This is a genomic window from Pseudomonas antarctica (genome assembly GCF_900624995.1).
Taxonomy (GTDB): Bacteria; Pseudomonadota; Gammaproteobacteria; order Pseudomonadales; family Pseudomonadaceae; genus Aquipseudomonas; species Aquipseudomonas antarctica.
The window spans coordinates 68,523-87,620 of the sequence record NZ_UYXQ01000015.1 but is presented as its reverse complement, the minus strand read 5'-3'; the positions used below and the strand labels follow the sequence as shown (position 1 = coordinate 87,620).

Annotated in this window: 22 protein-coding genes; 11 read left to right on the top strand and 11 right to left on the bottom strand. The window is 58.9% G+C overall.

Annotation, left to right across the window (positions count from 1 at the left end; genetic code table 11):
* Nucleotides 1-74 precede the first annotated feature (74 nt).
* The 3 genes from E0F99_RS12185 to E0F99_RS12175 all read left to right on the top strand — a co-directional run bounded on the left by E0F99_RS12185 (nucleotide 75) and on the right by E0F99_RS12175 (nucleotide 2,131).
* Entirely contained in the window at nucleotides 75-254 is a 180-nt protein-coding gene (locus E0F99_RS12185) for a hypothetical protein (RefSeq protein WP_003193095.1), read from the top strand.
* A 221-nt stretch (nucleotides 255-475) separates the two neighbouring features.
* Complete coding sequence (locus tag E0F99_RS12180) at nucleotides 476-1,198, top strand: TorF family putative porin (protein ID WP_083357417.1); 723 nt, start codon at nucleotides 476-478, stop codon at nucleotides 1,196-1,198.
* A gap of 66 nt (nucleotides 1,199-1,264) precedes the next feature.
* On the top strand, nucleotides 1,265-2,131 hold the full coding sequence (locus tag E0F99_RS12175; RefSeq protein WP_083357416.1) for a DUF6279 family lipoprotein: 867 nt from the start codon (nucleotides 1,265-1,267) through the stop codon (nucleotides 2,129-2,131).
* An 18-nt stretch (nucleotides 2,132-2,149) separates the two neighbouring features.
* On the opposite strand, the gene E0F99_RS12170 is transcribed toward E0F99_RS12175, so the two are convergent.
* Entirely contained in the window at nucleotides 2,150-2,539 is a 390-nt protein-coding gene (locus E0F99_RS12170) for a transcriptional regulator (protein ID WP_083357415.1), read from the bottom strand.
* A 155-nt stretch (nucleotides 2,540-2,694) separates the two neighbouring features.
* Here E0F99_RS12170 and E0F99_RS12165 point away from each other — a divergent pair, with 155 nt between their 5' ends.
* Nucleotides 2,695-2,970, top strand: coding sequence for a hypothetical protein (locus E0F99_RS12165; RefSeq protein WP_083357414.1), 276 nt, complete (start codon nucleotides 2,695-2,697; stop codon nucleotides 2,968-2,970).
* Nucleotides 2,971-3,019: 49 nt separating this feature from the next.
* Here E0F99_RS12165 and E0F99_RS12160 read toward each other — a convergent pair whose 3' ends face one another.
* Nucleotides 3,020-4,366 (bottom strand): DEAD/DEAH box helicase, encoded by a 1,347-nt coding sequence (locus E0F99_RS12160; RefSeq protein ID WP_083357413.1) that lies wholly within the window; start codon nucleotides 4,364-4,366, stop codon nucleotides 3,020-3,022.
* Between the two features lie 193 nt (nucleotides 4,367-4,559).
* Between E0F99_RS12160 and E0F99_RS12155 the strand changes: the two genes are divergently transcribed.
* Nucleotides 4,560-5,858, top strand: a complete 1,299-nt coding sequence (locus E0F99_RS12155; RefSeq protein ID WP_083357412.1) for a mechanosensitive ion channel family protein — start codon at nucleotides 4,560-4,562, stop codon at nucleotides 5,856-5,858.
* A 46-nt stretch (nucleotides 5,859-5,904) separates the two neighbouring features.
* Here E0F99_RS12155 and E0F99_RS12150 read toward each other — a convergent pair whose 3' ends face one another.
* The 3 genes from E0F99_RS12150 to E0F99_RS12140 form a co-directional block, all read right to left on the bottom strand.
* Entirely contained in the window at nucleotides 5,905-6,771 is an 867-nt protein-coding gene (locus E0F99_RS12150; RefSeq protein WP_083357411.1) for a carboxylate/amino acid/amine transporter, read from the bottom strand.
* A gap of 203 nt (nucleotides 6,772-6,974) precedes the next feature.
* The gene (locus E0F99_RS12145) at nucleotides 6,975-7,574 is read right to left on the bottom strand and encodes an FMN-dependent NADH-azoreductase (RefSeq protein WP_083357410.1); all 600 of its coding nucleotides are present in this window, start codon (nucleotides 7,572-7,574) and stop codon (nucleotides 6,975-6,977) included.
* Between the two features lie 151 nt (nucleotides 7,575-7,725).
* Nucleotides 7,726-8,040, bottom strand: a complete 315-nt coding sequence (locus E0F99_RS12140) for a 3-phosphoglycerate kinase (protein WP_083357409.1) — start codon at nucleotides 8,038-8,040, stop codon at nucleotides 7,726-7,728.
* Between the two features lie 49 nt (nucleotides 8,041-8,089).
* Here E0F99_RS12140 and E0F99_RS12135 point away from each other — a divergent pair, with 49 nt between their 5' ends.
* The 5 genes from E0F99_RS12135 to aqpZ all read left to right on the top strand — a co-directional run bounded on the left by E0F99_RS12135 (nucleotide 8,090) and on the right by aqpZ (nucleotide 13,303).
* A complete protein-coding gene (locus E0F99_RS12135) occupies nucleotides 8,090-9,013 on the top strand; it encodes a PA3225 family LysR-type transcriptional regulator (protein WP_083357408.1) in 924 nt (307 codons plus the stop codon).
* Between the two features lie 14 nt (nucleotides 9,014-9,027).
* On the top strand, nucleotides 9,028-9,831 hold the full coding sequence (locus E0F99_RS12130; protein WP_083357407.1) for an alpha/beta fold hydrolase: 804 nt from the start codon (nucleotides 9,028-9,030) through the stop codon (nucleotides 9,829-9,831).
* 3 nt (nucleotides 9,832-9,834) lie between these two features.
* The gene (locus E0F99_RS12125; RefSeq protein ID WP_083357406.1) at nucleotides 9,835-10,398 is read left to right on the top strand and encodes a peptidylprolyl isomerase; all 564 of its coding nucleotides are present in this window, start codon (nucleotides 9,835-9,837) and stop codon (nucleotides 10,396-10,398) included.
* Nucleotides 10,399-10,492: 94 nt separating this feature from the next.
* Nucleotides 10,493-12,325, top strand: a complete 1,833-nt coding sequence (locus tag E0F99_RS12120; RefSeq protein ID WP_083357405.1) for an ABC transporter ATP-binding protein — start codon at nucleotides 10,493-10,495, stop codon at nucleotides 12,323-12,325.
* Nucleotides 12,326-12,601: 276 nt separating this feature from the next.
* A complete protein-coding gene (aqpZ, locus tag E0F99_RS12115) occupies nucleotides 12,602-13,303 on the top strand; it encodes an aquaporin Z (protein WP_083357404.1) in 702 nt (233 codons plus the stop codon).
* Nucleotides 13,304-13,357: 54 nt separating this feature from the next.
* On the opposite strand, the gene E0F99_RS12110 is transcribed toward aqpZ, so the two are convergent.
* From E0F99_RS12110 to E0F99_RS12100, 3 genes are all read right to left on the bottom strand, one after another.
* On the bottom strand, nucleotides 13,358-13,606 hold the full coding sequence (locus tag E0F99_RS12110; RefSeq protein WP_083357403.1) for a BrnA antitoxin family protein: 249 nt from the start codon (nucleotides 13,604-13,606) through the stop codon (nucleotides 13,358-13,360).
* Nucleotides 13,584-13,862: a BrnT family toxin gene (locus tag E0F99_RS12105; protein ID WP_083357402.1), complete on the bottom strand. Its 279-nt coding sequence runs from the start codon at nucleotides 13,860-13,862 to the stop codon at nucleotides 13,584-13,586. Before E0F99_RS12105 ends, E0F99_RS12110 begins: the two co-directional genes overlap by 23 nt.
* Before the next feature lie 78 nt (nucleotides 13,863-13,940).
* Nucleotides 13,941-15,065, bottom strand: a complete 1,125-nt coding sequence (locus E0F99_RS12100; RefSeq protein ID WP_083357401.1) for a GNAT family N-acetyltransferase — start codon at nucleotides 15,063-15,065, stop codon at nucleotides 13,941-13,943.
* Nucleotides 15,066-15,348: 283 nt separating this feature from the next.
* Here E0F99_RS12100 and E0F99_RS12095 point away from each other — a divergent pair, with 283 nt between their 5' ends.
* Nucleotides 15,349-16,671: a putative porin gene (locus E0F99_RS12095; RefSeq protein WP_130908781.1), complete on the top strand. Its 1,323-nt coding sequence runs from the start codon at nucleotides 15,349-15,351 to the stop codon at nucleotides 16,669-16,671.
* Nucleotides 16,672-16,790: 119 nt separating this feature from the next.
* Here the strand turns inward: E0F99_RS12095 and E0F99_RS12090 are convergent, their stop codons facing one another.
* From E0F99_RS12090 to E0F99_RS12080, 3 genes are all read right to left on the bottom strand, one after another.
* Nucleotides 16,791-17,024, bottom strand: coding sequence for an anti-sigma factor family protein (locus E0F99_RS12090; protein WP_083357399.1), 234 nt, complete (start codon nucleotides 17,022-17,024; stop codon nucleotides 16,791-16,793).
* Nucleotides 17,018-17,632, bottom strand: a complete 615-nt coding sequence (locus E0F99_RS12085) for an RNA polymerase sigma factor (protein WP_083357398.1) — start codon at nucleotides 17,630-17,632, stop codon at nucleotides 17,018-17,020. The genes E0F99_RS12090 and E0F99_RS12085 overlap by 7 nt, the downstream gene beginning before the upstream one ends.
* Before the next feature lie 90 nt (nucleotides 17,633-17,722).
* Nucleotides 17,723-18,844 carry a beta-ketoacyl-ACP synthase III gene (locus tag E0F99_RS12080; RefSeq protein ID WP_083357397.1) on the bottom strand — a complete coding sequence of 374 codons (1,122 nt, stop codon included), beginning with the start codon at nucleotides 18,842-18,844 and terminating at the stop codon, nucleotides 17,723-17,725.
* Between the last annotated feature and the right edge of the window lie 254 nt (nucleotides 18,845-19,098).

Here is a 19,098-nt window from a genome sequence, read left to right as displayed (position 1 = left end):
ATTTGCCAAGCAATTGTCAAGTATTTCCTGTACGATGCCTGGCCAAGTTAATTTTCTACAGGTTAGTGGCCGCCATGCGCGTAAAAGCATCCAACAGCAAAGCAAAGCCAGCTCCAGCCGTTGAAACCAGCGAATCGATCAACAGCCAGATTGCTGCGTTCCTCAAGTCCGGCGGCGAAATCCAGCAAATTGCCAAGGGCGTGAGCGGCCAGACTTTCGGCCCGTCCAAGCAGATCAGCCTGGGCAAAAAATAAGACTCACGCAACACACCAAGGCGTTGCATCTAGTCCCTAAGCGTCTTGCCCTCAAGGCGCCAGGACTAGAGCCTGAAACACCCTCTTTGCACTACCCGGTATTGCGCTAATCGACGAACGGGCCTCACCTTCAGGCTTTCGTCGGTATGCTTGCACACGTCTAGCTCGGGCGTCTGCCCAATTTTTCCTGTCACTGCTCCTCGCTTTTCATGGAGTGAAGCATGCTCAAGCCCTGCTTTTTTCTGATAACTGCCCTGGCGGCAAGCCCCTTTGCGCAAGCGCAGATTTTTCAGCGTGAGTTGGGCGATTTCGACCTGAAATTGGGCACTACGCCAAGTCGTAGCATGGCCCAAGGCCTCGTAAAGCCTACGTCCCCTGGCAGTGACTCATTTCATGGCGGCCTGGACCTGAGCCATGACAGCGGCCTGTATTTCGGCCAATTCTCGCCGAACATGGGGCTTTCATCTGCCAATAACCTCGAAGTCGATTCCTACATGGGTTTCAAGCGCCCTTTTGACAAAACCCTGGGTTATGAAGTGGGCCTGATCCATTACAGCTACCCCAAGCTCAGCCCCCTCGACAGTCAGGAGTTCTACGGCGGCTTGAATCTATTGGGTAATCGCTTTGGCGTCTCCTTCAGCAACGACCCCGACCGCCAGGACAGCACTCTGTTTGCCGACCTTGGCGGCACGCAGCCTTTCGGCATCGGCGTCAGCATGAAGTACACCACGCACCAATTGGGCACCCCGGCCTCGGTGGAAAGCGGTGCCATCAATCGCTTCAGTGATTGGTCGGTACAACTCTCCCGCGCGTGGAAGGGCGTCGACCTGGACCTGATCTACAGCGACTCAAGCCTCAGCGGCGGCGATTGTTCGGCCTACTCCGGACACAACTCGCAATGCGACGGTCTCTTGACCTTAAAGGCTGTGCGGCCGTTTTATTGATGGGCTGAACTGTCGCCCACAGCGCGGGTTCACATGCATTAACCTCCTCTGCGCAAGGAATCGCCCATGCTGCGTCGGCTCAAATTTCTGGTGATATTGCTGACCTTGAGCCTAGTGCTCGCCGGCTGCAATCGCGTGGGCCTGGCCTACCGCAATCTGGACGTGATTATTCCCTGGACCCTCAACGACTACCTGGACATGAATGCCGGGCAAAAGAGCTGGTTCAACGACACGCTCAAGGAGCACCTGGCCTGGCACTGCACCACGCAGCTGCCGGGCTACCTGGATTGGCTTAATCGCCTGCAACAGATGGTCGACAGCAATCAGGTAACTGACGCCGCACTGCAGACGCGTACCGCCGAAGCCAAGCAGGCGATTGCCGAGGTGGCGCGCGAAATTACCCCTTCAGCCATCCAACTGCTGCAAGGCTTGGACGATCAGCAGGTCCAAAACATGAGCGACGCCCTGGCCAAAGACTTGCGTAAGCGCCAGGACGAATACCTCAAACCGCCCCTGGCGCAGCAAATCAAGGAGCGCGCCCAGCGCATGAACAAACGCCTGGACGCCTGGATCGGCCCGCTCAGTGCCAGCCAGCAAAATCGGGTTATGGCGTGGTCTATTGCCTTGGGTGAACAGAACCAGGAATGGATCGGCAACCGTGCCCGGTGGCAGGCACAACTCATCACCGCGGTGCAGCAGCGTCAAAACGCGGACTTCCCACAGAAAATCCAACAATTGCTGGTGGACCGTGAAAGCCTATGGACTGCGGCATACAAAGTTGCGTATGCGCAGACGGAAACGGCCGCACGCAGCCTGATTGTCGACCTGATGGCCGAAAGCAGTGTGCAGCAGAGGCTGAAGCTGACGCAAAAAATCGACAGCGTGCGCAGCGATTTCAAGACGCTCACGTGCCTTAAGGCCGCTCCCGTTTAAAATGTGCGACTCTGCGCTTTAAGCGATTTGCGCCTTCGAGGCCACTTCAGCAAACGTCTCTGGGTCCAATGCATCAGGCTGCTCATCCAAGACTTGGCGAGGATGATCATTGCCCGGGATGGAGCTGTCGATCAGCGCCAGCAACTGAGCGCCCAACGCGGTCAGGATGAAATTCTCACCATTACCGCCCTCTTCCTCCGGTCGCGATTCGATAAACCCACGCTTGAACAGCAGCGCTTCGTAATCGGCAGCGGTCTTTTTCAACGCATCCAAATTGCCCGTGGACTCGCCCGCGGTAGCCTTCTCCACAGCTTCCTGCTCGGCATACTTGCGCGGTGCAAAGCTGCCTTCGCCGTTCTGCACTTCATGCAGCAGGCGTTCAATCAAATCCCAATTGTAAGTCGTCATCCTGATTCCTCCTGCAGGCCAATGAAAAGTTAGCCCGTCTAGAGGTGTGACATGCCTCGTCACTGACCGTTCAGCCGAATAGACGGGTGCCATTTCTCGGAACTTTCCAGACGTTCGCCACCTCAACTGAACACTACTGCCAAGGAGGTCCTACCATGAAAACGCTGATAAACCTGGCCATTGCCGCCACGCTGCTGACCGCGTTGCCCACCTGGGCGTGTACGCCTGAAGAAGCCACCGCGAAACGCGAACAACTGGCCCAGGAAGTGACCAAGCTCACTAAACAGAACCCAACCAAGGCCAAGGAAATGAATGCAGAGCTGCAGAAAATGGACATGGACACGGCGGCCGCGGATTTACCCGACAAATGCCAATTGATCGATCAGCGCCTTAAAGACCTCGATAAAGCGGCTGGCGAGACAAACAACTGAAGGCATAAAAAAACCGGACATCGTCCGGTTTTTTTATGCTCGCGCAGCCTTACTCGGCAGCCGGCGCTTCTGGCTTACGACGCTTGAGCGGCGCCATGCCGTCCTTGCTGACGAGCGACAGGTTGTCGGTCTTCGGCCGGTTGGTAATCTTGCGCTTGGTCGGCGACTTGGCACCGGCCTTTTTCTTGTCGCCCTTAGCGTCGACTTTTTTCTTCTTCACGCCAACCGCCTTGCCCGACGCCTTGACCTTCTTCGGCCCGGTGTAGGTGCCTTTGACTTCCTTGATGGTGCGGCGCTCGAACGACTGCTTGAGGTAGCGCTCAATGCTCGACATCAGGTTCCAGTCGCCGTGGCAGATCAGCGAGATCGCCAGGCCATCGTTGCCGGCACGCCCGGTACGCCCGATACGGTGCACATATTCGTCGCCGCTGCGGGGCATGTCGAAGTTGATCACCATGTCCAGGCCATCCACGTCCAGGCCGCGAGCGGCGACATCGGTGGCAACCAGGATCTTCACGCCGCCGGCCTTCAGACGGTCAATGGCCAGCTTGCGGTCCTTCTGGTCTTTCTCACCGTGCAGCACGAACGCTTTGTAGTCCTGTGCCACCAGACGACCATAAATACGGTCAGCGGCAGCACGGGTGTTGGTGAACACGATGGCCTTCTGATAGGTCTCGTTGGCCAACAGCCAGTTCAGGATCTGTTCTTTGTGCACGTTATGGTCGGCAGTGACGATCTGCTGACGCGTGGTAGCGTTCAGGTCACTGACGTTGTTGACCTGCAAGTGCTCAGGGTTGTTCAGGACTTTGGCGACCATGTCGCGCAGGGTAGAGCCGCCAGTAGTGGCGGAGAACAGCATGGTCTGCTGGCGATTCACACATTCAGCCACCAGGCGCTGCACGTCGTCGGCAAAGCCCATGTCGAGCATGCGGTCGGCTTCGTCGAGCACCAGCACTTCAACTTCCTTGAGGTCGAGGTTGCCGGCGTTGAGTTGCTCGATCATGCGCCCTGGCGTGCCGATCAGAATATCCGGCACCTTGCGCAGCATAGCGGCCTGGACCTTGAAGTCTTCGCCGCCGGTGATCAGGCCGGACTTGATGAAGGTGAACTGCGAGAAGCGCTCCACTTCTTTCAGGGTCTGCTGGGCCAGCTCGCGGGTCGGCAGCAGGATCAAGGTCTTGATGCTGACACGGACTTTAGCCGGACCGATCAGGCGGTGCAGAATCGGCAGGACGAAAGCGGCGGTCTTGCCACTCCCGGTTTGAGCCGTCACCCGCAGGTCACGCCCTTGGAGCGCGAGCGGGATGGCCGCTGCTTGCACAGGCGTAGGCTCGACAAATTTAAGCTCGGCCACGGCTTTGAGCAGGCGTTCGTGCAGGGCGAATTGGGAAAACACGGGTGCTACCTCGAAGAAATACAAAATATCAGCTGCATAGGGTAACGGTTTCGGGCGTCCAAACCGAGTTTCTTTACGCGAACGGGGCTAATCAGCTGCTTTTTTGTCAGGATATTTGTCTACAACGTCAACTTTGTCGCACTTAAATGCTCTAATCGGCCCGTGTTGTCTTACAGAGGAATCGGTTTCACCCATGGATATCAAACAGTTCTGGCTCAACATCCAAGACCTTTGGGGCGCCCTCGATCAGCACCCGCTGCTGCATGCAAGCCTAGGTTTGCTGGTATTGCTGGTGGTGGCCCTGCTGGTTGGACGGGTCGCACGCTACCTCATCCTCCACGCCGTCAAATTGCTCGGCCGGCAACCGGCGCTGCACTGGCTCAATGACCTGCGGCATAACAAAGTCTTCCACCGCCTGGCGCAGATGACGCCGTCCCTGGTGATCCAGTTCGGCCTGTACCTGGTGCCGGACGTGAGCAAGACCGCCACGCTGTTTATCGGCAATGTGGCCCTGGCGTTCACCCTCCTGTTCATGACACTGGCTGTGAGTGCCCTGCTCAACGCGCTGCTGGATATCTACGCGCGCACTGAACATGCGCGCACCCGCTCGATCAAGGGCTATGTGCAATTGGCAAAAATGGTGCTGTTCGTGTTTGCCGCGATCATCATCGTCGCCACCCTGATCGACCGTTCGCCGCTGTTGCTGCTGTCCGGTTTGGGTGCCATGTCGGCGGTGATCTTGTTGGTGTACAAGGACACGCTGCTGTCGTTCGTCGCCAGTGTGCAATTGACCAGCAACGATATGCTGCGGGTCGGCGACTGGATCGAAATGCCCCAGGTCGGCGCCGACGGTGACGTGGTGGACATCACCCTGCACACAGTCAAAGTGCAGAATTTCGACAAGACCATCGTCTCGATTCCGACCTGGCGCCTGATGTCAGAGTCGTTCAAGAACTGGCGCGGCATGCAGGCGTCCGGCGGGCGCCGCATCAAGCGCTGCCTGTACATCGACGCCAGCGGCGTGCGTTTCCTGCGTGACGACGAAGAAGTACGCATGACCCAGGTTCACCTGCTCACCGACTACATAGGCCGCAAGCAGGCCGAACTCAAGGCTTGGAACGAAGCCCAGGGCGACAGCTCGCAGCTGTCAGCCAACCGCCGCCGCATGACCAACCTCGGCACCTTCCGCGCCTATGCCCTGGCCTATCTGAAAAGCCACCCGGACATCCAGCCGAACATGACCTGCATGGTGCGCCAGATGCAAACCACCGCCCAGGGCGTGCCGCTGGAAATCTACTGCTTCACGCGCACCACGGCGTGGGCAGATTACGAGCGCATTCAGGGGGATATTTTTGATTATCTGCTGGCGGTGTTGCCGGAGTTCGGCTTGAGTCTGTATCAGCAGCCGAGTGGCGGTGACTTGCGGGCAGGGATGTTGCCAGCGGTGTTGGGGGCCAGTCATTTGCCTAGCCTGGAACACCGTTCTATCTAACTTCGCCAACCACCTGTGGGAGCGGGCTTGCCGCTCCCACAGAGACTCAGCGGTGAGTCGGCACTTTGCGCACGCCCAGTCGGCTGATCCACACCGCGCCCAAAATCACCAACCCGCCCAACGCCAGCCTCCCCAGCGGCTCATGCTGGTTCCAGATCAGCAAGTTCAGCAGCAACCCCACCGGCACATGCAGGTTGTTCATCACCGCCAAGGTGCCGCCGTTGACCAGGCAGGCGCCCTTGTTCCACCAGTACATGCCCAGCGCGGTGCTGACCAACCCGAGGAACACCAACACGCCCCATTGCAGTGGCGCCTGCGGCAGGAAGTCGGCCTTGCCGAACAGCACGAATGCCGGCAACACCACGATCAAGGCGCCCAGGTAGAAATAGCCGAAGCGCCGGTAATGCGGCAAATCACTCGGATAACGCGCCACCAGGTGCTTGTACATCACCTGCCCGGCCGCGTAGGTGAAGTTGGCCAGTTGCAGCAGCAAAAAGCCGCCGAGGAAGTGCGGGGTGATCTGGTCGAAGCGGATTACCGCCGCCCCGCCCACTGCCACCAGTGCAGCGATCAACGCCCAAGGGTTGAAGCGCCGGTTGAGGGCGTCTTCGATCAGAGTCACGTGCAACGGCGTGAGAATGGTGAACAGCAGCACTTCCGGCACGGTGAGCACACGAAAACTCAGGTACAGGCACACGTAGGTCACGCCGAACTGCAGCGCGCCGATCACCAACATACCGCGCATGAACGCAGGTTCGACCGAGCGCCAGCGGGTCAGCGGGATAAAGACCAGCCCAGCCAATACCACGCGCACCAGCACGGCGAAGTAGCTGTCGACGTGACCGGCGAGGTATTCGCCGATCAAGCTGAAGGAAAATGCCTGAATCAGGGTGACAACCAGTAGATAGCCCATGCGCGCCTCGTTTCGAATGGGCGCGACTTTAAGGGTTTTCGGTGTTTGACGAAACTCGAGGCAAAAAAAACCCGACCTCGCTAAAGCGTCAGTCGGGCAGGAGCACTCAGGAGCAACAAGTGCAAAGGGAGGTTCGATACGCGTACTTGAAGGGTTTGCGTGGAGCGATATAAACACCACGCGATTATGTGACGATTAAACGATCAAGCGACCTGAGCCAGCAGCGCTTTAGCGTGGTTGATGCCCTTCTCCTGGAAGTCCCCGCTCAGGTTCACCCCTTCAGCATGAATGAAGGTGACGTCATGAATCCCGATAAAGGCCATGACCTGACGCAGGTACGGTTCCTGGTGATCGGAGGTGGCACCGGTGTGGATGCCGCCCCGCGCTGTCAGCACAATGGCGCGCTTGCCGGTGAGCAAACCCTGAGGGCCGGTGGCGGTGTACTTGAAGGTCACACCGGCGCGCAAAACGTGATCCAGCCAGGCTTTGAGGGTGCTGGGGATGGCGAAGTTGTACATCGGCGCAGCCATCACCAGCACGTCGGCAGCCAGCAGTTCGTCGGTCAATTCGTTGGAACGGTCCAGGGACGCCTGTTCAATGCCGCTGCGCTGTTCGGCAGGTTTCATCCAGCCGCCGAGCAGGTTGGCGTCCAGGTGCGGCACCGGGTTGAGCGCCACGTCACGCACAGTGATCTGATCCGCCGGATGAGCGACCTGCCATTGGCCGATGAACTGTTGGGTCAGCTGGCGGGAGATAGAACCCTGCTGGCGGGCGCTGCTTTCGATGATCAGAACATTGGGCATGGCTAGGTAGGCTCCATCTGTAAGTGCTGTAAGACGATGGAGAAAAGATTAACCAGGGCTCATTCGATAAAAAAGCGCAAAAAACTGCTACAACCCATCTAGAAATTTGTTTATAAGCGGAGTATTGCTGTGGGCATGCTCCGCTGCTGCTTTATTTTGGGGCGCAAGCCAGGGTGATGCGCATCTTGATGATGGCGCGGCTGAACTTGACGGTTGTGTTGGTGCTTTTGCCCGCCAGCACCGTGACCTTGCGATTACGCGGCGATTCCGGGCCGTTAGTGAAGGTTACTGAACACACCGCATCGACAGTGCCGTAGTTATTGAGTCGAATCGAACTGATGTCGCCGTCCACATCGGAGGCGCTGTAGTCCACTTGCACGCCGTCGATTTTTTTTGTCACGTCGATGGGATAGGCAAATGCGCTCATCGGCAGCAGCGCCAGCAACACACAACAGAATTTTCTCATTCGGCAGTCTCCAATAAGGACTGCCAGCTTAGGACAAGAGGAGCTCATCTTGAAAGCGCCCCGCGTTACCCTCGATCAATGGCGCACGCTGCAAGCGGTGGTCGACCATGGTGGCTTCGCCCAGGCGGCTGAAGCGCTGCACCGCTCGCAATCCTCGGTGAGTTACACCGTGGCGCGCATGCAAGACCAACTCGGCGTGCCGCTGCTGCGCATCGATGGGCGCAAGGCGGTGCTCACCGATGCCGGTGAAGTGCTGTTGCGCCGCTCTCGGCAACTGGTGAAAAACGCCAGCCAACTGGAAGACCTCGCCCACCATATGGAACAGGGCTGGGAGGCCGAAGTGCGGCTGGTGGTGGATGCCGCCTACCCGAATGCGCGCCTGGTGCGTGCCCTCACCGCCTTTATGCCGCAAAGCCGTGGTTGCCGCGTGCGCCTGCGCGAAGAAGTGTTGTCGGGCGTAGAAGAGTTGTTGATTGATGGCATGGCCGACCTTGCCATCAGCGGCTTCATCATCCCCGGCTACCTGGGTACGGAAATGAGTGACGTGGAATTTATCGCCGTGGCCCATCCCGACCATTCGCTGCATCGCCTCAACCGCGCGCTGAGCTTCCAGGACCTGGAAAGCCAGATGCAAGTGGTGATCCGCGACTCCGGCCGCCAGCAGCCCCGGGACGTGGGCTGGCTGGGCGCCGAGCAGCGCTGGACCGTCGGCAGCCTGGCCACCGCCGCGACCTTCGTCAGCAGCGGCCTGGGCTTTGCGTGGTTGCCCCGGCACATGATCGAACGCGAACTCAACGAAGGCCTGCTCAAGCAGCTACCCTTGGAAAAGGGCGGCAGCCGCAACCCGACGTTCTACCTGTACGCGAACAAGGACAAACCCCTGGGCCCAGCCACACAGATCCTCGTAGAATTGCTGCGCACCTTTGACACCGCTCCCCTGGACGCGCCTTTCGCCGCCCCCGAGCAAGCCTGAAACGGAGTTCATGCATGGCCTGGTTCGACCATGAAGGCTGCAGCCTGCATTACGAGGAATACGGCCACGGCACCCCGCTGATCCTGATCCATGGCCTGGGCTCCAGCAGCCAGGATTGGGAGCTGCAGATCCCGGTGCTGGCCCGGCATTACCGCCTGATCGTGGTGGATGTGCGCGGCCACGGGCGCTCGGACAAACCCCGCGAGCGCTACAGCATCCAAGGCTTCACCTTCGACCTGCTGGCCCTGATCGAACACTTGAACCTGCCACCCGCCCATGTGGTGGGCTTGTCCATGGGCGGCATGATCGCCTTTCAGTTGGCGGTGGACGAACCCGGCCTGGTCAAGAGTCTGTGCATCGTCAACAGCGCGCCCGAGGTCAAGGTGCGCAGCGCCGATGACTACTGGCAGTGGGCCAAGCGTTGGAGCCTGGCGCGATTGCTCAGCCTGGCCACCATCGGCAAGGCGTTGGGCGACCGGCTGTTCCCCAAACCGCACCAGGCCGACCTGCGCCGCAAGATGGCCGAACGCTGGGCAAAAAACGACAAACGTGCTTATCTCGCCAGCTTTGACGCGATTGTGGGCTGGGGCGTGCAGGAACAACTTTCCAGGATTACCTGTCCTACCCTGGTCATCAGCGCCGACCACGACTACACGCCCGTGGCGCAGAAAGAAATCTATGTAAAACTGCTGCCCGATGCGCGGCTGGTGGTGATCGAAGATTCCCGCCATGCCACGCCCTTGGATCAACCCGAAGTCTTTAACGCTACCTTGCTCGATTTTCTAAAGACAGTCGAAACCACTACCCAGGATCACTGACCCATGTTGAAAAAAATCGCCTTCTTTGCCGGTTCTGTTTTGTTCGCCGCCAACCTGATGGCCGCCGAGCCCGTCAAAGCGCCTCACGTCCTGATCACCACCACCAATGGCAACATTGAAATCGAACTGGACCCGGTCAAGGCGCCGATCAGCACCAAGAACTTCCTGGCCTATGTCGACAAGGGCTTCTACACCAACACGATTTTCCACCGCGTGATCCCGGGTTTCATGGTCCAGGGCGGCGGGTTCACCGCGCAGATGTCGCAAAAGCCGACCGAAGCCCCTATCAAGAACGAAGCCAGCAACGGCCTGCATAACGTACGTGGCACCCTGTCGATGGCGCGCACCAATGACCCGAATTCGGCCACCAGCCAGTTCTTCATCAACGTCGCCGACAATGCGTTCCTCGACCCAGGCCGTGACGCCGGTTATGCCGTGTTCGCCAAAGTGGTCAAAGGCATGGACGTGGTCGATGTGATCGTCAACTCGCAAACCACCACCAAGCAAGGCATGCAGAACGTGCCTATCGATCCTGTTCTGATCAAGTCGGCCAAGCGCATCGACTGAGGTCTGCAGGGCGTTCCTCAGGTAGCCCCGCGCGGTGCCCACAAGGCACCGCGCGCATTTGAACAGGAGAGCCCGCCAGGCGGGCGTCAACCTAATGCTCTATCGTCGTTTTGAACAACTGATCGATATCTTCCGCGCCGCCCCCACTGACGCGCCACCCGACAAAGTCCTGCCCTTCTACCTCTACTACCTGCGCCAAGTGTGGCCAAGCTTTGCCGCCTTGCTGGTCGTCGGTCTGATCGGCGCACTGATCGAAGTGGCGTTGTTCAGCTACCTCAGCCGCATCATCGACCTGGCTCAAGGCACACCACCCGCCAACTTCTTCCAGATTCACAGCACCGAGCTGATCTGGATGGCCGTGGTCGCGCTGTTGCTACGCCCGATCTTCAACGGCCTGCATGATTTGCTGGTGCACCAGACCATCAACCCCGGCATGACCAGCCTGATCCGTTGGCAGAATCACAGCTACGTGCTCAAGCAGAGCCTGAATTTCTTCCAGAACGATTTCGCCGGGCGTATCGCCCAGCGCATCATGCAAACCGGCAATTCACTGCGTGACTCGGCGGTGGCGACGGCGGAAGCCATCTGGCACGTGTCGATCTATGCGATCAGCGCCCTGGTGCTGTTTGCCGAGGCTGACTGGCGGCTGATGATGCCGCTGATCACCTGGATCATTTTCTACAGCCTGGCCTTGCGTTACTTCGTGCCGCGCGTAAAGGAACGCTCGGTGATCTCCTCCGAAGCGCGCTCCAAACTGATGGGCCGCATTGTCGATGGCTACACCAACATCACCACCTTGAAGCTGTTCGCCCATACGCAAAATGAGCAGGAATACGCCAAGGAAGCAATCATCGAGCAGACCGAAAAAACCCAGCTGGCCGCCCGCGTGCTGACCAGCATGGACGTGACGATTTCCATCTTGAACGGCCTGCTGATCGTCACCACCACCGGCCTGGCGTTGTGGTTGTGGACGCAGTCGCTGATCTCCGTCGGTGCGATTGCCTTGGCCACCGGCCTGGTGATTCGCATCGTCAACATGTCGGGCTGGATCATGTGGGTGGTCAACGGCATTTTCGAAAACATCGGCATCGTGCAGGACGGCCTGAAAACCATCGCTGCGCCGCTGGCGGTCACCGACCGCGAGAATGCGCCGCACCTGAACGTGCCGCATGGCGAAGTGCGCTTCGACCAGGTGGACTTCCACTACGGCAAGAAGAGCGGAATCATTGGCGGCTTGAACCTGAACATCAAGGCCGGGGAAAAGATCGGCCTGATCGGCCCCTCCGGCGCGGGCAAGTCGACCCTGGTCAACCTGCTGTTGCGCCTGTATGACCTGCAAGGCGGACGCATCCTGATCGATGGCCAGAACATCGCCGAGGTCGCCCAGCAAAGCCTGCGCGCACAGATCGGCATGATCACCCAGGACACCTCGCTGCTGCACCGCTCGATCCGTGACAACCTGCTGTACGGCAAGCCGGATGCCACCGACGAGGAACTCACCGCCGCCATCCGCAAGGCCCGCGCCGATGAGTTCATTCCGTTGCTGTCGGACGCCGAAGGGCGCACCGGGCTGGATGCCCATGTGGGTGAGCGCGGGGTAAAACTGTCCGGTGGTCAACGCCAGCGCATCGCCATCGCGCGGGTGCTGCTCAAGGACGCGCCGATCCTGATCATGGACGAGGCCACCTCGGCGCTGGACTCGGAAGTCGAAGCGGCGATCCAGGAAAGCCTGGAAACGCTGATGCAGGGCAAGACGGTGATTGCGATCGCGCACCGGTTGTCGACGATTGCGCGGATGGACCGATTGGTGGTGCTGGAGAAAGGGCAAATCGCCGAGACCGGCAACCACGCCGAGTTGCTGGCCCATGGCGGGTTGTATGCAAGGTTGTGGCAACACCAGACCGGAGGTTTTGTCGGCATCGATTAAAAGTACACCGATGAACAATGTGTGTGGCTTGCCTGCGATGACAGTGCATCAGGCGACATCATTGTCGCTCAATAACCGCAATCGCAGGCAAGCCAGCCCCCACACTCAATCAGCGCCAGGTTCCCTATTCATGGGCCCTGGCGCTTTTTTATGGCCTGGACTTGCTTACAAAGCCTGCTTCAATCAAAGCAGTGCCCAGAGGGGCGCTGAAGTAAATCTGCAGGGAGCATCACTGATTTACTGATTGGGTAGAGCGATCTATCAAGGACGTGCTGCATGTCTTTGTTCAAACGTTCAGTCACAGAGGGGTTAGGTACGTTTTGGCTGGTGTTGGGCGGTTGCGGGAGTGCGGTGTTGGCCGCAGCGTTTCCCGCCGTCGGGATTGGCCTGCTGGGTGTAGCCTTGGCATTCGGGCTCACGGTGTTGACCATGGCGTTCGCCATCGGGCATATCAGCGGCTGCCATCTCAACCCGGCAGTGTCAGTGGGGCTGGTCGTGGGCGGGCGGTTTGCGGCCAAGGAGTTACCGGCTTACATCATCGCGCAGGTGATCGGCGGCACCGTCGCCGCTGCGCTGTTGTACTTCATTGCCAGCGGCAAACCGGGGTTCGAACTGGCGACGGGCCTGGCTTCCAATGGCTATGGCGAGCATTCGCCCGGTGGTTACTCACTGGCAGCAGGGTTTGTCTGTGAACTGGTGATGACGGCGATGTTCGTGCTGATCATCCTCGGCGCCACCGACCGTCGTGCCCCGCCGGGCCTCGCGCCCATCGCCATTGGCCTGGCCTTGACCCTGATCCACTTGATCTCCATTCCCGTGACCAACACTTCGGTCAACCCGGCGCGCAGTACCGGCCCGGCACTGATCGTCGGCGGGTGGGCGCTTCAACAGTTATGGCTGTTCTGGCTCGCGCCGATCCTTGGCGCGGTAATCGGCGGCGTGACCTATCGATGGCTGGGCAAGGAGGAACCGGCCTGAGGCAAACGGGTTCAGCCCTGCCGATAAGGCAGGGCTGAGTTAAATAAGCTGTCGTCAGCCTTGATGGGCCTGCATGTACTGGCGCAGTAGCTGATTGATGCGCGTCTGGTAGCCAGTACCCTGACCTTTGAACCACTCAAGAACATCAGCATCCAGTCTAATAGTAACCGCCTGCTTCACCGGCACACGTAGCTCCGCACGCCGGAAAAACTCGGCGTCCAGCTCAGGAATATCGCTGGTATCGATTTCTTCATCACTCATCTTGGCCAGGCGCTCCCAATCAGTTTTCGATGTTTGCGTCATAGTATTTGGCCTCCTTCTTGGTTGCTTTTCGGGCAGAGATGATTCGGATCACATCACCACACCGTTCGGTGTATACGACCACACCCATTAACAGTTTTATCCAGCCAATACTGATCCAACGCTCTTCGCCATAATCTGCCCGATCATCGCGTAAGGCCAGCATTGGATGCCGAAAGATATCTGGAACGTCATTAAAATCGATGCCGTGCTTGGCAATATTGGCTTTATTTTTGGAGTCATCCCACTCAAAAAGCATGGCACATCCTGTATGTACTTTTGTACATACAGGATAAAAGGTTTCTTCACTTTTGGGTGGGCTCGCCAGACCGATGGTTCAGCCCTGGCGATAAGGCAGGGCTGCCCTTGCCTCTTCGGCATACGCCAAAATCCCCACGCGCTCGCGCTCCAGGAAGTCCTCGACGGCATGCTTCAACCCCGGGTGGCGCAGGTAATGCCATGAACGGGTAATCACCGGCTCAAACCCACGAATCAACTTGTGCTCGCCCTGGGCACCGGCGTCGAAGCGCTGCAGGCCGTGGGCGATGGCGTAGTCCATGCCTTGGTAGAAGCAGGTCTCAAAATGCAGGCGGTCGAACTCCGCCAGGCAGCCCCAATAACGCCCGTAGAAGCTGTCGCCACCGATCAGGCTGAAAGCCATGGCCACCGGGCGTGCGCCTTGTTTGGCCAGCACCACGCGGATCGCCTCGGGCATGCGCTCGGCCAACAGGCTGAAAAACGCACGCGTCAGGTACGGCGACTGGCGACGCACCGCGTAGGTGTTGGCGTAGCAGGCATAGACGAAATCCCATTGTGCTTCGCTCAGTTCATGGCCTTGCAACCATTCGAACTCAATGCCCTGCCCCGCCACGTGTTCGCGCTCTTTACGCATCTGTTTGCGCTTGCGTGAACTCAAAGCGTCGAGGAAGTCCTGGAAGTCGCGATAGCCGCGATTCTGCCAATGAAACTGGCAGCCCAAACGCTGCAGCCAGCCGGGCTGCCCGGCCAGAGCAGCGTCCGCCAATGGGTCAGTGAAATTGATATGGGCGCTGGAAAGTCCTTCGATTTCCAGGTAGCCCGGGAGGCTGTTCAGCAGCTCAACACCGTCCTCAGCGTTCCTCGCCAGCAAGCGCGGCCCGCTGACCGGGCTGAACGGCACCGCCGTCAGCAACTTGGGGTAGTAATCAATACCGGCGCGCTCACAGGCATCCGCCCAACCGTGATCAAACACGTACTCGCCGTAGGAATGCCATTTGCGATAACTGGGTAAAGCCGCCACCAAGCGGTCGCCTTCCCAATGCAGCAAGTGCTCGGGCTGCCAGCCCGATTGCGGGCCCAGGCTGGCACTGTCTTCCAGTGCGCTCAAAAACGCATGCCGCACAAAGGGCTGGGCCTGGGCCACGAGGGCGTCCCAAACCTCTGGGGCGATTTCGGACAGGTTGTCCAGGCGTTGCAACGGCATCGGCATCCTCACTACATCGGGGGCGTGAAAGCCTCGCGAGTATCGCTTATCGCCCGGCAATGCACATCTTCAAATCGCGTGACACGACCTAAGAACAACCGTTCCGTTTCTAAATATTTTGTCATCTACATGACATCAATTAGCCACTGTTCAGTCATAAGTGCTCGCGATACTGACGCCTGTTTTTAGAGCGCCTGGTTCTACCAGGTGGCTATTTTCCGTCCGTCATCGGTCGGTTGTGTCCTGGATGGTTTGCCATCCCTCCTCACTTTCGGAGATTGATATGCGTCTTGCTTCCACTAAACCTGCGGCGCTCCTATGTGGCGGCCTGTTGCTGGCCCTGAGCGTTCCGGCCAGCGCCGCAGTCGACGCTAAATTGCTCGACATGCTCAAGGCCAACGGCCAGATCACCGCTGCGCAGTACACCGAACTGCAAGCGGAATTGGCCAAGGACCAGAAAGAAAAGCAGATCGCACAGCAAGCTCAACAAGAGACCAATGAGCAGATCGCGGCCACCGCGAAAAAAACCAACGACCTGAGCGTGTTCGATCAGAAGCTGGCCTGGGCTGCCAAGACTCAGCTCAAGGGTGACGTACGCTTCCGTCAGGAAACCGTGAAGATCCAGGGCGAATCCAACAACGGTGGCCGTGACAAGGACCGTCAGCGCATCCGTGCCCGCCTGGGTGCTTACACCGAGATCAACTCGCAGGTTGACACCGGCATCCGGATTGCCACCGGCAGCAGCGACGACGCGCGCTCGACCAACCAGGACCAGGACAACTACTTCGACAAGAAGTCGATCTGGCTGGACCTCGGCTACATCGACTACCACCCGGACCAGATCAAGAACCTGCACGTGATCGGCGGCAAAATGCTCCAGCCGTGGGTCAACATGGGCGACGTGATCTGGGATAGCGATATCAACCCGGAAGGCCTGGCCCTGACCTACAAATACCCATTGGGCAGCAGCGCCGAACTGTTCGGCAGCCTGGGTAACTACAACCTCAAGGACAACGTCGATGGCGACGGCGTGCAATTTCGCCACGACCTGCGCCTGACTTCCGGCCAGTTGGGTACGCGTTTCTCGGTGACCGACAACCTGAAAATGACCCTGGGCGGCAGTGTCTACGCCTACCAGAATGACAAGGACAGCCGTTGCACAACGACCACCACGCCTTGCGCACTGGCGGTCAACGGTAACTCGGCCGACAACCAGTTCCGCCTGTATGAAGGGTTTGCCCAGGCTGACATCAGTGGCCTGGCTGTACCGCTGGCGTTCTACGGCCAGTACGTGAAAAACAACGATGCCGTGACCGATCAGGACACCGCCTGGTTGATCGGTGCCAAGTCCAAGGTGTTTGGCTTTAACCTCGACTACAACTACCGCGATGTCCAGCGGAACGCTGTGGTGGGCGCCTTCACTGACTCGGACTTCGCCAACGGCACCACCGGTTCGCGCGGCCATAAGATGAAGGTCAGCTACGACATCGACAAGAACTTCGCCCTCGGCGCCACGTACTTCCTGACCAAGGCTGACTACGCCAGCCGCACGCAGCGTGATGCCAACACCAACACCCTACAGTTGGATGCCGAAGCCAAGTTCTAAGTGTGTATGCAATAAGCCTTGGGCCAGGACGGCCCGAGGTAGTTTTAACAGCCTTGCGTGGGTGGTTCGATCCCCATCATCCGTTCGACGCCCCCACGCGAGCCTGCCCTTCGCAGACTTTACTGACCCTTCAACCGCTCGGCTGCCAACCGTGTAGCCAAATCATCAGCGTCGCTGACCGGTTCCTCCGGCATGAGCTTCAATGTCGCCTGCATCAGGCGCATCTGACGGATAAATCGCCGGCAGTTAGGGCAAAACATCAGGTGATGACGCACCATCAGACGCTCACGAAAGGTCAATTGCCCATCGAGATAGTCACTGGAACGCGCCACTTGCTCTTTACAGGTCAACATTCGCCCGTTTCCTCAAAATGCTCCACCGTCGCGAAGACTTTAAGCCGTGCTCGATGCAACAGCACACGGACATTGGAGAGCGACAGGGTCAGAAGATTACAGATTTCTTCCAACTCCAATCCCTGGCGCTCACGCAGCACCAGCACGCTGCTTTGCAACTCCGACAAACTCAGCAACGTGTGTTCCAGGCATTTGCGCAACTCATCTTCGGTCAGCAAGGCTTCTGGGGTGTCCTGGTGCCAGGCATAGGGGGCGACGGCCCAGTGGCCATCGTCGGGGACGAACCGATCGTCACCGATGGTGCCGTGGGGCGAGGGCAAATCGTCGAGCAACACTTCCCGGCGATTTTGCTTATAGCGGCCCTTGGCGGCGTTGGCCGTGATCGTCAGCAGCCAGGTCTTGAGGCTGGAACGCCCTTCGAACTTGGCCAGGTTACGCACCACCGACAACCACGCGTCCTGGACCACTTCGTCGGCATGGCGCTGGCCGACGATGGCATAGGCCACCGCGCGCATCGCGCTCTGGTAGGTGATGACCAATTCTTTATAGGCCCGCTGCTCGCCCTTGAGCAGCCGTTCGAGCAGGTGCGCGTCGTCCGCTGCTGCCATTCAGAACCTCGATTTCAAAGTGCAAACCCAATCAGTGTGGCAAACCGATTCCTGTGGGAGCTGGCTGGCCGGCCCCCCCATTGACCGCGTTTAGCGTTTACGCAGGATCACGCTGCCGATCGAATAGCCTGCGCCGAACGAGCTGAGCACCGCCACAGAACCTTTTGGCAAGTCGTCCTGGTATGTGTGGAAGGCAATCACCGAGCCCGCCGAGCTGGTATTGGCGTAGGTGTCGAGAATCACCGGTGCTTCTTGCACCGAGGCTTCGCGGCCCAGCAGTTTTTTCACGATCAGGTGGTTCATGCTCAAGTTGGCCTGGTGCAGCCAGAAGCGCTTCACATCGGCCACATTCAGCTGGTTTTCTTCCAGGTGCACACCGATCAATTCGGCGACCATCGGGCAGACATCACGGAACACCTTGCGGCCTTCCTGCACGAACAGCTTGTCGGGCGCGCCGATGCCCTCTTCTGCCGTGCGGTTGAGGAAGCCGAAGTTATTGCGGATGTTGTTGGAGAACTTGGTCAGCAGTTTGGTGCTCACCACATCGAACTGGTGCTCGGAGGTCGCCAGGTCAGCGCGCTCAAGAATCACCGCCGTGGCCGCGTCACCAAAGATGAAGTGGCTGTCACGGTCGCGGAAATTCAGGTGGCCGGTGCAGACTTCCGGGTTGACCATCAGGATCGCCCGGGCCTGGCCCAGTTGGATGCTGTTGGCGGCGTTCTGGATACCGAAGGTCGCCGACGAGCAGGCCACGTTCATGTCAAAACCGAAACCTTCGATGCCCAGAGCTTCCTGCACTTCAATGGCGATGGCCGGGTAGGCGCGCTGCAGGTTGGAGCAGGCGACGATCACGCCGTCGATGTCGGCGGCGGTTTTGCCGGCGCGCTGCAGGGCTTGCTCGGCGGCACCGATGGCCATCTGGCAGAGCACCGACCACTCGTCATTGCTGCGCTCAGGCAGGCGCGGGGCCATGCGCTGCGGGTCGAGAATGCCGTCCTTGTCCATGACAAACCGGCTCTTGATGCCCGAGGCCTTCTCGATAAAGGCCGCACTGGACTCAGTCAGTGCCTGCACGTCACCGCGCTCGATAGCGGCGGCATTGGCCGTATTGAACTGCTGCACATAGGCATTGAAAGACTGCACCAGCTCTTCGTTGGAGATGCTGTTGGCCGGGGTGTACAGGCCAGTGCCGCTGATGACGACGTTATGCACGGTCGTTCCTCTAAATCTGTCAGGCAGAAGATATTGGTACCGTCGTACCAAACTTTAAGTCGTTCGATTCCGTCCAGCGGGCATCAAACTGTCAACGCTTTATTCCATGGTGCCGTGGCTGCAACAGCCCTTCACGGCGATCCCGGCATTTATAACCGCGAAGTTTGCCACAACCCCAAGGATTTGGCGCCATTATCCCGGATAAACCCCGTCCACCTGTAGGAACTGGCTTGCCTGCGATGCAGACACTGCGG

Bases quoted from the DNA above. Each gene is read 5' to 3' on its own strand.
- E0F99_RS12095 (WP_130908781.1), top strand. From the start codon at position 15,349: ATGCGTCTTGCTTCCACTAAACCTGCGGCGCTCCTATGTGGCGGCCTG.
- E0F99_RS12165 (WP_083357414.1), top strand. From the start codon at position 2,695: ATGAAAACGCTGATAAACCTGGCCATTGCCGCCACGCTGCTGACCGCG.
- E0F99_RS12120 (WP_083357405.1), top strand. From the start codon at position 10,493: ATGCTCTATCGTCGTTTTGAACAACTGATCGATATCTTCCGCGCCGCC.
- E0F99_RS12140 (WP_083357409.1), bottom strand. From the start codon at position 8,040: ATGAGAAAATTCTGTTGTGTGTTGCTGGCGCTGCTGCCGATGAGCGCA.
- E0F99_RS12150 (WP_083357411.1), bottom strand. From the start codon at position 6,771: ATGGGCTATCTACTGGTTGTCACCCTGATTCAGGCATTTTCCTTCAGC.
- E0F99_RS12100 (WP_083357401.1), bottom strand. From the start codon at position 15,065: ATGCCGTTGCAACGCCTGGACAACCTGTCCGAAATCGCCCCAGAGGTT.
- E0F99_RS12175 (WP_083357416.1), top strand. From the start codon at position 1,265: ATGCTGCGTCGGCTCAAATTTCTGGTGATATTGCTGACCTTGAGCCTA.
- E0F99_RS12090 (WP_083357399.1), bottom strand. From the start codon at position 17,024: ATGTTGACCTGTAAAGAGCAAGTGGCGCGTTCCAGTGACTATCTCGAT.
- E0F99_RS12110 (WP_083357403.1), bottom strand. From the start codon at position 13,606: ATGACGCAAACATCGAAAACTGATTGGGAGCGCCTGGCCAAGATGAGT.
- E0F99_RS12170 (WP_083357415.1), bottom strand. From the start codon at position 2,539: ATGACGACTTACAATTGGGATTTGATTGAACGCCTGCTGCATGAAGTG.
- E0F99_RS12155 (WP_083357412.1), top strand. From the start codon at position 4,560: ATGGATATCAAACAGTTCTGGCTCAACATCCAAGACCTTTGGGGCGCC.
- E0F99_RS12085 (WP_083357398.1), bottom strand. From the start codon at position 17,632: ATGGCAGCAGCGGACGACGCGCACCTGCTCGAACGGCTGCTCAAGGGC.
- E0F99_RS12145 (WP_083357410.1), bottom strand. From the start codon at position 7,574: ATGCCCAATGTTCTGATCATCGAAAGCAGCGCCCGCCAGCAGGGTTCT.
- E0F99_RS12105 (WP_083357402.1), bottom strand. From the start codon at position 13,862: ATGCTTTTTGAGTGGGATGACTCCAAAAATAAAGCCAATATTGCCAAG.
- E0F99_RS12125 (WP_083357406.1), top strand. From the start codon at position 9,835: ATGTTGAAAAAAATCGCCTTCTTTGCCGGTTCTGTTTTGTTCGCCGCC.
- E0F99_RS12185 (WP_003193095.1), top strand. From the start codon at position 75: ATGCGCGTAAAAGCATCCAACAGCAAAGCAAAGCCAGCTCCAGCCGTT.
- E0F99_RS12130 (WP_083357407.1), top strand. From the start codon at position 9,028: ATGGCCTGGTTCGACCATGAAGGCTGCAGCCTGCATTACGAGGAATAC.
- aqpZ (WP_083357404.1), top strand. From the start codon at position 12,602: ATGTCTTTGTTCAAACGTTCAGTCACAGAGGGGTTAGGTACGTTTTGG.
- E0F99_RS12180 (WP_083357417.1), top strand. From the start codon at position 476: ATGCTCAAGCCCTGCTTTTTTCTGATAACTGCCCTGGCGGCAAGCCCC.